This window comes from Budvicia aquatica DSM 5075 = ATCC 35567 (assembly GCF_000427805.1).
Classification (GTDB): domain Bacteria; phylum Pseudomonadota; class Gammaproteobacteria; order Enterobacterales; family Enterobacteriaceae; genus Budvicia; species Budvicia aquatica.
Genome location: NZ_ATYS01000077.1, coordinates 1 through 12,313 on the forward strand (window position 1 = coordinate 1; position 12,313 = coordinate 12,313).

Below are 12,313 nucleotides of genomic sequence, written 5' to 3' on the forward strand. Positions count from 1 at the left end.
TTTGGTCAGAGCCTGTCAGCACCTTTGGCTCTTTCGCCGTTACGATGTTTATCAACAGTTCACTTGAGTTAGCCTTACCATCCAACCTTGCCCCTAATCCGCATGATGCTTGCAGATAATAATGTTCTCTCACAAGTGCATTATCGTGCGTAGCACAAGGGTACGTTGTTCCGGGAGCTTCAAACCCTGCCGTTGCCAGCAACGCTTGTCCCAGTAGGTTACGGCTAATGGAATAGCCGGTTATGTCATTGATGATGCTTTGCATAACAATATTTCAGGCGACTTCTTGTCGCACATCGTTTTCGACGATCAATACCGGCTTAACCATAGTAACAAACGATCAATGCCTCCAGCCTCTTTTGATATTGTAGTGAACATCATTGCGGCCTAGCGTCAGCGCATAAGGAGATTGCTCAATGTCGCCATTAACCTAGCCAATATCGTGAGTTTAATTTCATCACTATTTATGCAGCCTTCTTTGTCATAAGGCGACGGTATTCTTTTGTATTTTTTAACGTTACATGACAAATGGCATCAGTACAGGCGGCATTTTTACAACCTGAATTGCAAGGTTTAAACAGTCAACAATTTTATCTATCCGCAAATGCGGTAAGGAATAACGATGCAGGATATATCCACATTAAAGAATGCGCTCAAGACAAATACGTTGAGCTTTGTTCTACTCAGTTTAGTTTCTGGGGGGATTTATACGCTGATGTGGCTTTACAAGAATCAAAGCATCATGACTGACACGATAAATAATAAATTTTCTCAGGGTTCCTTCATTATTTGGATTGCGGTGTGCTTTGGTTTATCGAATCAATTGAGCAATATTGTCAGTATCGGTGTGGATGAATATGGCTCTGGTTACGACAGTGTCGTTATTCTGGTTCTTCTGTTATCGCTGGCCACGAATGTTCTTCTTATCGTCTGGGCCTTTAAGGCAAAGATAGCGTTACAGCATTACGTGCTAACGACGTTTAAATTTGAGCTCAAGATGAACGTCTTTTATACCTTCATGTTCAACGTCTTTTACATCACGTATTGCATTAATGTGATGCCNGAAGCCTTACAAAAACACAAGATTATTCATGGCGATTTCCAGTCACTTGAAAAACGTCACGCGGAATAATTCTGATTAATGGCATTTANATCCATGTCATTGTCGTCATGGTATGCCGATAACATACCATTTCAGATCAAGGCTAAAGGTCAATGTCTTCTAGAAAACTATCATTCATTATCTTTAAGGTAACAGTTATGGCAATTGTACTTCTTTTACTTTGGGTTGGGGCTTCAGTGGTGATTGGGCTGTGTGCTCAATCACGAGGGCGCTCTTTCTGGTTATGGTTCGTGATATCGATGATATTCGATCCTCTCGCAGGGGTGATATTTTACAACATCGTGGTGAGGTTAAAATGACAAAAGACAAACTGAAAAAAATAGTCGCCATTTACCTTATAGCAGGTGTGCTATTTATGATGCTGGTATTTATGGTCGGTTTTGGACTGATTATTTGGTAAAACCTGAGAAAAACACGGTGTTACTGCTGTTGTTCCTAGTGTTTCCGACAGCGTGATACATAGTGACTATCGCAACCTGTTAAAGAAATAGTCCATTCAATGGCCTTATTCTGACATTGAATGGGCTGGTAACATCAGAGTTTCTTTTACTGAAAACTTAAGGAGTATATAAAGTGAAATCGTTAATGATATCGGCCTTACTGGCATCGTTATTCGCTTCGGCTTCTGTCTATGCTGACGAAGAGTATGACCTAAAATGTACGTTGGAAAGCGGTGAGAAAATGACGCTTAGCCATGGCAGCGATACTGTTTATATCTCGTTTAAAGCGATTGATGATCCAGATGAGGGCGGCTCCGTCATTAAGCTGGATATTCCATCTGGCGAAGCTCAGCAAACGATGACCAAGAACAGCACAACTGGGGTGACCGCATACATATTAAGAGGGACTGGTGATGATATTGAAGGCTCAATTGCTGTTGTTTATGAAAAACACCAAGGAAAACAAGACGCTTATTTTAGCGTCATGAATTCGCTGGGTGCTGAAATACAAAGCCATTCCTGCAAAATTAGCACTATTAAAGCGGACAGTAGACTATTAATAAAAGGGATAGCTCATATTCCCCCTATCAATTAATTGCCTCGTGATAAATACACAAACTCACTGAGCAGGTAAAAGCATAAAGCATCGTAATAATGCTATTTCTCTGAAATCCAACCTTTACTTCGTTAAGCAATAAACGACTTAATCGATATGAATCGTGAGTATAGTGACCTTGCAAGAATAAAAAAATATCGTTGTGTAATGATTGTTTCAATTACGCACACCACCATTTCAAATAAAATAACACTAAATATAGAGGGAATTCAATATGAATATAATCGACAGGTTTTTCAGGATAGTTCTAACCATTATTCTTACCATTACACTAGCNTCATGCGACTCAGGCAATATTAATAAAGTCAAAGACAGTGTCTTTTATGAGATTGACACGTCAATGACTATTGGTAAAGCCTTTTCTACAAGAACGGATTGTGAACGCGGAAAATGGTCAGAAGAGAAGGATGCTAGAGGGCGAAGCATTGTGACATATACATGTAGCTTACCTGAACGGTATCTAGAACATGTCAATGATATTACTTTTAGTTCTCTAGATAGAACATTCACCATTATGACTAATTACATTGCAAGTCGTATGAAAGTCATAGAATCAAGCTCATTAATCATGGATAAATATCGTAAAAAATTAATTGATTTGGAACAGGCAAATAAAGATAAAAATAAATTATTAACGTTAGAAAAAGTTGATGCATATACTAAATGGATGGTGACTGATAGTGGTGGGGTTGAGCTCGTATCTAGTGAAATAGCATCTCATTATGGAAATAAGACAGTAACAATAAAATTCAATCAACCCAAAGAGGCTGTCGCATTAGCTTATGCGGATTTCAGAGAAGATCGAATCCCAACAATGTACATCAATGCCATGAAAAAAAGTGTACAAAAAGACTATGATGCATTTGTATCATCGATATCAAACAACGAGAGGTTGTAAGAGGGTTCCCGCTGAGACTGTAATTAAAATTGTGGTGCGACACGAGGCTGCTCCTGTGATTGTTTCAGCCAATCGATAGTAATAAGTGCGAAGAAACCTGCTGTCTCACCAGCAGTTCCCTATCCGACTGTGCGTCGAGAGTAATTTCGAGGTGTAAAGCGTCGGGGACAACGTAGCCACGGGTATCCGTAGGTGCGATCCGCGAGGGTCAAACCAAAACTGCCAGCCGCAGGCGGTGAAGGCTCCAGCCAAAATGGCAAGCGAACAGGTATATCTTCTCACAATTAAGGTAACTAGCCTGCTTGATTTCAGCATCAAGTGTTACTGGGAGCAATGCAGGCATATTGGTATCAGATTGTTGAGAAGAGCGACGCATCCCCTCCCGCCAATACTGACGCCACTTGAACAATAAGTTGTCGTTTATCCCGTGTTCACGAGCCAACTCGGCAACCGATACATCCTGTTTAAGTGAGAGTTCGACCATTTATATTTTGGACTCAACGGGATAATTAGTGTGTTTTTTACGAACAGAAGTTAATGATTTCATGGATAGCGTCCACTATATTGTCAGGAATTTCAGGTTTTTCTGGGGGATTACCGAATGGCGCTTACGATTCAGCCTGCATAGCCTCGTATAATTGTCTATTCCCTTCTTGATAGTGTGCTTTATCAGTACGACCTGAATAGTGAACATAGCAACAATGAATTATGAATAAGCATGTAAAAAAGCCCCGATACTTGTCGGGGCTGGACTGGATGCGGGTATCTCAAACTATAAAAAACATCTCGCTATCTGAAAAAATTAGAAGCTATATTTGACGCCCAACATAGCCTGTGTATCACTATAGCCCTTATCACCCATTTGTTGTGCTACATTACCCCACACGTTCAATCGAGTATTAAGTTGTCCTTCCACACCGACTTTTAACTCACCCCTATTTTTAGCCCCGGCCTGACTGTTGCTGACGTTATTCATTTTGACGGTATAATTTTCAGTATTATAGATCCAGTTCGCTTCGATAAAGGGCTGGAATGTGCGGTCTTTACCGTCATCAATCCGGTTATGCCCGTTCATATAAGCCCGTAAACCTAAACGGGTCATCAGATTATTGTCAGTTTCATGCTTAATCCCGGTACCATTGCTCTCCCGACGGTCATTGGCGCTGACGCCCATCCAAACCACCTGAGCTTTAGGTTGTAACCAGTAACTGGCCTGTTCATGTTGTCCCAGTTTAAAACTGTATCCACCTTCAAGGGATGCGGTTACGCCTCGAGATTTATAGTTTTCGGTGCCTAAATAATCACCTTTCACTTCGTTATCAAACCAGTTATATAAAACCCAACTATCAACATAAACACCGGTTTTATCGGTTTCATTGGCATACCAAGTTCCGTAAACACCCGCACTGTAACCATCGACTTTACCCTTCGAGGCATAGTCCGTCACTTTAGATTGGGTTTTACTGTTATTGCTGCCATAACCCGCCATCACACCAAGATGTAGGCGATCTAAATCATTATTTGACCACTGGACGATATCGCCCCCTAATTGGAGAACATAACGATTACTGGTGGTTCTTAGCTGTCCACTCCCGTCACGAAAACGGTTATGTCCACCGACATTACGCATCCACAGACTGGTGACTTTTTGTTCCCCAGTGAGTACATCGGTATACTGTGTTTCACCCAAACGGTCATGCAGGCGAGTCATAAATAGGGTATTCGCCGCTGACTGGTTAGCCAGATAACTTCCGGCTTCTGGACGGTACACCGGAGCATTAATAACTGGTACTGCTGGCGATTCAGGTGCTATAGGTTTAATCACGGGCAACTCAGGGACTACCGGTATCGGTTCAATGGGTGGAATCACAGGGCTATAATCTGAAATTAGATACCAGTTATTAGCGTTAGCCCCGCTGATAGCTGTCCCTGGACGGACAAAATAGTCAAACGCACCGGCGACAATACGCCCACTGTTATTAAAGGTGCCGACAGAATTCCCCAGAACTTGAACAATCTCAATCCCATTCGTCGTTAGAGCACCATTACCACCGATATTAGTAATTACCACGTTGGTATGGCCTGACGTATCACCTTTCACGACCAGTTTATCCGTAGTAGAAGTATCATCTTCAAGCACTGTATTGAGTACTAATGTTCCCCCATTACTGGCGTAATTCCCTGCAATGGTCAGCATCTTGGGTGTGAATGTTGAACGATTTAATGTGGAGGTATCGTTGTACTTTAAGGTTGCACCATCCAACGTTAGGTTAGAGAGCGTTGAATCTCCAGTCATATTCCAGACACTACCCGTTCCGGACATCGTCAAGTTTGTCGTACCGGGCGTTGTGCCAAACAGGGACGTGCCGGTGAAGGTTGAACCCTCGGTCATGGTCAGGTCAATAACGCCGTTCGATGAGGACATTATAGTACCAGTAGCGTTATATTGAGCGGCATTGCCAGTTAAAACGCTGTCCTGACCGCTGGCATAAAATGCCCTGCCGTTACCCGCATTAACCATAGCGCCGGTCAAGGTCACTGTTCCTGCTGAGGTGGCTGCAATGGCAGAAGAGTTCGCATCCCCCCCGTCAAGCGTAATGGCGGTCGGTCCGCTAAAATCAATCACGCCCTTGCTTGCCCACAGGCCGTACAGCATAGCGGTGCTGTCGGTGGTGGTATTATTAATCGTGACCCGCTTTAAAGCGGTCACTTTCCCACCGATTTGATGAGCAAGAATACCGGTAGAACCGGTACCGCCATTAACAATGTTAATCGTCGAAGTACCCTCGAGTTCCACCACGCCACCGACGGTAGTCGGTGTCGAAATCCCCTGAGCTCGAATACCATAAACGGTTGAATGATTGTCGGTGTTAACGTTGACCAGTAAACCATCTTTAGTTTTAATTTTACCGCCGGAAATATAAGAATATAAACCGACTGAACTGTTACCTGCTTTATTTAACGTCACCGTCGTATTTTCGTTTAAAAAAGCGGTCATATCTGGTAGCAATAATGCCGGAGTATATAGGCCAGCCTCAATATCAATTCCAATTAACTCAACATGATTATTGCCATTGATGATAAAGGTCGAACCAGCACCAAATTCAGCCGTCACTGTTTGGGCTAACGCCGCGGGAAGAGAGCCGGTGCTCCCATTTTTTAATCTGACGGCAGAAATATAGCTGCTACCGGTTGCTCCGTCAGCAAAGTTGATGACAACGTCCGTTTTTCCTAACTGCATAATACTATTAAAAATACTAATGCCGACACCGTATTTGTTTACCGGCGTATTCAACGTCTGCGTTACGCTAACATACCCGGAATAAATAAAGTTATGAGTATTGAGCGCAGCAATAGCCGAGCTATCGACAACATTGACCATTCCGTTGCTGGCAATTAATTCATTGGGAGCAGTGACTTTATTGGTAGCAGGGACGGGCGTTGCACCCACAGTGGCTGTCAGCATAAGGCTTGTACTTAATGCCATCATCTTCATGTTATTCATGATGTATATTCCTTTACGATTTGTAAACAATCTTGTTTCCTACTGGATAGTCATAGCGTGACATCAGAACAAAATCAGAAGTTATATTTGCTGCTCTACATGATAGCCGTTGTATTACTTAATCTTTATCATCGCCAGCTTGTTGTGCCACATGACTCGATGGGTTTAGGTCAATATCTTCTTAGAAATCGAATTTAGCTTGACCCAATGTGGAGTCGAGAAATACTGTAAACAAGTTGCTTTTAAGTACTGACTATTATACATGCTAATTTTAAAATTAATGCAAGCTTGCCATTTAATTATTTAATATAACCTTAAGTGTTTTTTTAGACTTTATGTTTTATTTTTTGGTTTATCCCTCGTATTTAACTCTAATTTACTGCTTTTCAATAGATAATTAAATGCGTTGTTTCGTTAAAGAGCAATGTGGTTGAGATATGAATTATCTAAGTAAAATGACGTCCAATATTTAGATAATTCAATCTCGTGAGAAAAAGCTATAAAGTGGTTAACCGGATGTTAAGGCTGGACAATGTGTAGAAGTGTTCGTGACATAGTCGTGCCAGTATCCAGCGTTCCACGATGAGCACACCCACTTCAGCTTTGGCCTTATCCTCTGGTTTATAGGACCTCTGTTTTATAATGCTCTGCCAGAGCTTGGTAACTCGTGTTGTTCACGGGTTCTTAGCGATCGGCTTTGTTAACCCCACTTTTGAGGTTATCGGGGATCAACAGTTCAGGAACTCTGCACAGAAAGCGCAGGCACCGACTGTTGGCGTTGAGCCAGGATGCCATATTCTGTCCTTCACAGGCATTGACGTAGATGTAGTTGGACGCCTCCATGACAGAGCGACGAAGATGACGGCACAGCACTCCTCTCCAGCACTGGATTCTCCCTTAACATCGACGTGTCAGGTTCCCAAGTTCCGAGCCTGAGCCTAAATTGAGGTCATGCCTCCTCAATGCCGGTTGACGGATGGCAGTAGGCAGGTTTCTTCCATCTCAGGTACATCATGGTGGCGGCCACCCAGCCTGCCACCATCGTCGGCATGAAGCTTGCCATCGGCCAGTACATATTGCTGCGGGGCTTGTTCCCGCGGTGATAGCAGACGACAGCAGGCATCTACCCAGCCAGACAACACTGAACGACTCAGCTCCACGTTTTGCCGGGCATAAATTTTTATTTTTTTAGCCAGCAGGATCATTTGCCCATATCTATCGATTGCTTACCAATCGACGTTGTCTGAATAATTGCGATTAATGCGAGTAAATTACACGTTAAATCTCTTTACAGTAAATATCGGTACCACAGGCTTGGCAACATTTAGCACCTAAGTGTTCTTTACCACACAGAAGACAAAGCCACTGAGTCACTAGAACCGGTTTCATCTGTTTCTTTACCATATGGCGTAATTCCTCCTGCTGTTCATTGTGTTTTACTTCTGGGTCAAAATAAGTACAAAGACGTAAACGTTCTATAGGAATGCTCTTCTGATCATGTTCAAACCACGGTNTCTCGCTGAGATTATTGTTATGGAGTATTAATAAGCACCCGCAAAACCGACAAAAATAAGGTGATTCATTTGCCGGTGGATTTCTAGCAGCCGAAATAATTTGATTCATNACATTGCAAGCCACAAAGACTTTTAACATTCGCATGGTATTCTCCTTCCCCAAACTGCACACAGCAGCAAGCGCTACGCATACTGACGCAGTGATGGAAAGTTATTATTTGGGGGAAATAAGGGGCGTTAAAGCACGAGGAGGGACTTAAGCGTTCAGACTGTCTTAGCTACGTGATTCAGTAATACGGACCATTAACCAGCTTTTTACTTCGCTTTCTAGCCAGCGGGAACTACGTCCCATCTTTATTGGTTTAGGAAACTGACCTTCACTCATCAGCTTATAGAACCATTTATCCGTTAAACCAGTAAACTCAGTAATAAAGACCATATCGACTAATTTATCGTTCATCAGGTCGGGTATTGTATTCAGATTGTTCATGACATTTCTCTCTGTCTTTAAGTTAATGAAAGACAAGAGCAGGTAGCTCTGACTGATACATTTTGATTAATCAGTTGATTGCTGCTTACTCCGTCATAACAATCTGTTGGTTAGTAAGAAAATACTTTTATCGATTTGCCCATAACTACTTCTGACTACAGCCAAAATTACGTTCTCCATCTTCACTGCTTTTAGTAGCAAGCTTTGCCATATAACTGGTGTGGTAAATCAGGTCACGATATACCTGAGAATTAAGCCCCTCTTGTTTCTTTAAGTGATAGTAAGCAGAAGGCAAATAAACTAACGACCGATATGACTCATCACTAAGCTTTAAAGCGCGTAACCAGGCTTTAATAGCCATTAAAGTCAGAACCCCTCTCTTGGTATCTAACTTGCCACTAATGTCACCAGGGCTGTAATAGGCATCCTTATTTACCAAGATTAAAAGGTGGTAATGCTTTTTATTCTTTTCTAATCCAAACTCCCGTACCCACAGATATTGTAAATTACAGGGATAAACCCGTATTCCTCGCTTTTTGTTGCGTAGTTCATGAGCTTTAATTTGAGCTCTTAATGATGCAAAGAAACGAGTAATCACAGCAGAGTCTTTATCTATATCTAACGCCCCATCAGGTAATCTTAAATCAAGCCTAAAGGCCATCACTCTGGACGTATCCTTTAATGTACGTTGAATGACTTCTTCAAAGCGGTTTAAGTGATATTTGTTTAATAATCCATGATTCATGTTTAGTTTCATTTTTCTTGCTCTTGTTAGTTGGTTTCATAGCTATGGGATAGCAAGTAACTTTTTACTTAACACGATGGAGATATAGAGGAAGACTACTAAAGTCAGTTTCTATGTACCGTAGTAGTGACTGGGCTATGACTAAGTTATGACTATGATTTGGCTATAACTGACTAATCATTAAATGTGAGGTTTCAGATAATAGTTAAATGCGAGGATAAACATAATATATAAACCAACAGTGAATATTTACTTATCTTCAGACAGCCTGTAGGGTGAAGCTTTGCTATCACTCGATGCATGGGTAATACAACACAAGTAACCCCAATCAGAATCACTCTGAAGTTAAGTCATTATCTTGTGTGGTTTTATTCATTTTGTAGTAATCTTCTCTGATAAAATCAGTATTTAATTACTGACTGACTATAGATGGCCTAAATTTATTTGTTCACTATGCTTCTAGAAAAAGTCTATGGTTAATCACATAATCGCAAAGGTGCAGCACTATCGCCTAACTCATAAAGGTGCAGCACTAAAGAGGGGGGGATATTGATGGCGTCAAAAAATAGGATAACAACAAACTTCACGGATCTTACTTATGATTTTATTTTGGATTTAGAGTCTAAATCTAACATTAGCAAATCAAAAATCATTCAATCTATTGTTTATGACTATATGATTAGGGAAAGCGAAAATAACATCCTCATTGAATCTTTGATTAGTTCAAGAAAAGAGCGGAAAGATGAATACTTTAATAGTACGCTTAGAGTTGGTTCATTTTTTAATTCAAAAGAAAAAGGAGAAAAAGGAGAAAAAAAGAAATTCTATCGTTCAACTTTTTATGAAAAAGAACTACGTTTAGATATTAATGAGTTTACTCCAAAAGAAAAGAGTGATATCTGTTACCTTATAATGGAAACAGTAGGTTTAAATTTTAAACTTACCCCATTAGATATGCTTGCTAGTAACTTAGTATATATCCTCTCTCATTATAGTGAGAATATAGATTATTGCCTTGTTATTTGTCATGAGGTAATCATATCTAAAAAGTCATGTTCCAATAATGGTAAAACCAAAGGGTATTTTAGTATAAAGCTAAAACTGAGTAATCACCCCATAACTAAAAGTACATATTCTCTTTGTGATTTTCATTTTTTAGATTTCTTGAACATTAAATATGAAAGTTTTTTTGATGTTGCCTGTCATGGTTGGAACACAAAAAAACATTCGAAAATAACGTGTATAGGGGCTCTCAATCGTAAAGCATCTGGAGCTTACTTTCTAGGGATGAGTCGTTATGAAATCAACCATGAAGAACAACTTCAAAAAGAATTTAAGGATAAAGAAGAAGAGACTAATAAATATAAAAAAATTATGACGGATGAGAACAACAAGAAAAAGAAAAAGAAAAAAGCGCCATTACTCTATATCAATAAATCCTTTGTCCTTGATCCTTGTTTAGCAATCAACATAACAAATATGAAAATATTCCTTGACGAAAAAGTTATAAAAATGAAGTTTTAACTAGATGAAATTTCAGCTCTATATCACTGATACGAAATATCAATCGTGTCTTTTTTATGGAGCTTTATATGACCCGCTTAGCCTCACGTTTTGGTTCAGTAAACCTTATTCGTCGTGACCGACCATTAACCAACGATGAATTAGCCCACCATGTTCCCAGCATTTTCTCGGAAGAAAAACATCACTCCAGAAGTGCCCGATACAGCTATATTCCTACCATCACCTTATTAGATAACCTGCGCAAAGAAGGCTTTCAGCCCTTCTTTGCCTGCCAGACTCGCGTTCGCAATCTGGATAAACAAGACCATACAAAACATCTAATTAGGCTACGCCGTGAAGACCAAATATTAGGAAAAGAAGTCCCTGAGATAATCCTGCTCAATAGTCATGATGGCTCGAGCAGTTACCAAATGCTTCCTGGTTTTTTCCGCCAAATTTGCACCAATGGCCTGGTCTGCGGTGACACCTTCGGTGAGGTTAGAGTACCACATCTTGGGCCTGTCGTTGACCGTGTGATTGAAGGTGCTTACGAAGTATTAGGTATTTTTGACCAAGTTGAGGAACAACGGGAAGCCATGCAAGGTATCACGCTCTCACGGCCCGCACAACACGCCTTTGCCCATGCTGCCTTAACCTACCGCTATGGCGAAGAGTATCATCCAGTGACGGAAGAACAAATTCTGATGCCCAGGCGTTGGGAGGACAAAAAAGATGACCTTTGGACAATTTTTCAGCGTTCTCAGGAGAATTTAATTAAAGGTGGGCTATCAGGACGCACGGCGAAAGGGAAGCGAGCCCGAACGCGAGCGATTAATGGTATTGATGGTGATATCAAACTCAACCGAGCTTTATGGGTGATGGCTGAGAATATGCGACAACATTTAGCCTGACTGAACGGGGTTCACGTTCAATCTCTTCTAGGCCGGTTCGGGTACCCGTCAGTACCCCATCTATTTGCGGCCTAACTCTCTTTCACCGTGAGAACATCGCCATGCCCTATATTCAGCGCGAGCAGCGCATCATTACGATGGCTTTACAGCTGTTAGATAAGCAACTCAAAGCCAAACCCTATTCGTTGACCTCATCACAACAGACGCAAGATTACCTTCGGTTACAGCTAGAGCCAACTGAAAAAGAGGTCTTTCTTGTCCTGTATTTGGATAATCAGCACCGGTTGATTGCCCGTGAAACCCTCTTTATGGGCACCATTAATGAAGTGTCCGTCTACCCACGAGAAATCGTTAAGCTGGCCCTGTACCATAATGCAGCGGCGACGATTTTGGCGCATTCCCATCCCTCGGGAATAGCTGAGCCCAGTCAAGCTGACAAGACAATAACCCAAAAGTTAAAAGAGGCCTTATCGTTGGTTGACGTAAAAGTCTTAGACCACATTGTCATGGGTCATGGCGAACAGGTGTCGTTTGCTGAACGGGGCTGGTTATAGCTCAAGCCACCAGC

At 41.4% G+C, this 12,313-nt stretch carries 11 protein-coding genes and 2 pseudogenes; 5 read left to right on the forward strand and 8 right to left on the reverse strand.

Annotated elements, in window-relative coordinates; genetic code table 11:
- Positions 1–265: hypothetical protein (locus tag YWE_RS27915; RefSeq protein WP_036016588.1), on the reverse strand; the 265-nt coding region annotated here is incomplete at its 3' end.
- Between the two features lie 1,081 nt (positions 266–1,346).
- Here YWE_RS27915 and YWE_RS30575 point away from each other — a divergent pair.
- Both YWE_RS30575 and YWE_RS31515 read left to right on the forward strand, forming a co-directional pair.
- Positions 1,347–1,523, forward strand: coding sequence for a hypothetical protein (locus tag YWE_RS30575; protein ID WP_154661429.1), 177 nt, complete (start codon positions 1,347–1,349; stop codon positions 1,521–1,523).
- 173 nt (positions 1,524–1,696) lie between these two features.
- Entirely contained in the window at positions 1,697–2,158 is a 462-nt protein-coding gene (locus tag YWE_RS31515; RefSeq protein ID WP_051323451.1) for a hypothetical protein, read from the forward strand.
- A 1,127-nt stretch (positions 2,159–3,285) separates the two neighbouring features.
- Here the strand turns inward: YWE_RS31515 and YWE_RS30150 are convergent.
- The 7 genes and pseudogenes from YWE_RS30150 to YWE_RS0119540 form a co-directional block, all read right to left on the reverse strand.
- Entirely contained in the window at positions 3,286–3,561 is a 276-nt protein-coding gene (locus YWE_RS30150; RefSeq protein ID WP_084167138.1) for a transposase, read from the reverse strand.
- Between the two features lie 318 nt (positions 3,562–3,879).
- Positions 3,880–6,582 carry an autotransporter outer membrane beta-barrel domain-containing protein gene (locus YWE_RS29165; protein ID WP_029096034.1) on the reverse strand — a complete coding sequence of 901 codons (2,703 nt, stop codon included), beginning with the start codon at positions 6,580–6,582 and terminating at the stop codon, positions 3,880–3,882.
- Between the two features lie 500 nt (positions 6,583–7,082).
- Positions 7,083–7,431 (reverse strand): annotated as a pseudogene (locus YWE_RS31520) (IS21 family transposase); the annotation flags it as partial.
- A 191-nt stretch (positions 7,432–7,622) separates the two neighbouring features.
- Positions 7,623–7,805, reverse strand: a pseudogene (locus tag YWE_RS30585) (IS66 family transposase); the annotation flags it as partial.
- Positions 7,806–7,860: 55 nt separating this feature from the next.
- Complete coding sequence (locus YWE_RS0119530; RefSeq protein WP_029096037.1) at positions 7,861–8,241, reverse strand: putative zinc ribbon protein; 381 nt, start codon at positions 8,239–8,241, stop codon at positions 7,861–7,863.
- 129 nt (positions 8,242–8,370) lie between these two features.
- Complete coding sequence (locus YWE_RS0119535; protein ID WP_029096038.1) at positions 8,371–8,586, reverse strand: helix-turn-helix transcriptional regulator; 216 nt, start codon at positions 8,584–8,586, stop codon at positions 8,371–8,373.
- Positions 8,587–8,731: 145 nt separating this feature from the next.
- Positions 8,732–9,343, reverse strand: coding sequence for an inovirus Gp2 family protein (locus tag YWE_RS0119540; RefSeq protein ID WP_029096039.1), 612 nt, complete (start codon positions 9,341–9,343; stop codon positions 8,732–8,734).
- A gap of 540 nt (positions 9,344–9,883) precedes the next feature.
- On the opposite strand from YWE_RS0119540, the gene YWE_RS0119545 reads away from it, so the two are divergent.
- The 3 genes from YWE_RS0119545 (at position 9,884) to radC (ending at position 12,299) form a co-directional block, all read left to right on the forward strand.
- Entirely contained in the window at positions 9,884–10,855 is a 972-nt protein-coding gene (locus YWE_RS0119545) for a hypothetical protein (protein WP_029096040.1), read from the forward strand.
- 68 nt (positions 10,856–10,923) lie between these two features.
- Positions 10,924–11,745 (forward strand): DUF932 domain-containing protein, encoded by an 822-nt coding sequence (locus YWE_RS0119550; protein ID WP_029096041.1) that lies wholly within the window; start codon positions 10,924–10,926, stop codon positions 11,743–11,745.
- A 101-nt stretch (positions 11,746–11,846) separates the two neighbouring features.
- Positions 11,847–12,299 carry a RadC family protein gene (gene radC, locus YWE_RS0119555; protein ID WP_036015996.1) on the forward strand — a complete coding sequence of 151 codons (453 nt, stop codon included), beginning with the start codon at positions 11,847–11,849 and terminating at the stop codon, positions 12,297–12,299.
- Positions 12,300–12,313: the final 14 nt, after the last annotated feature.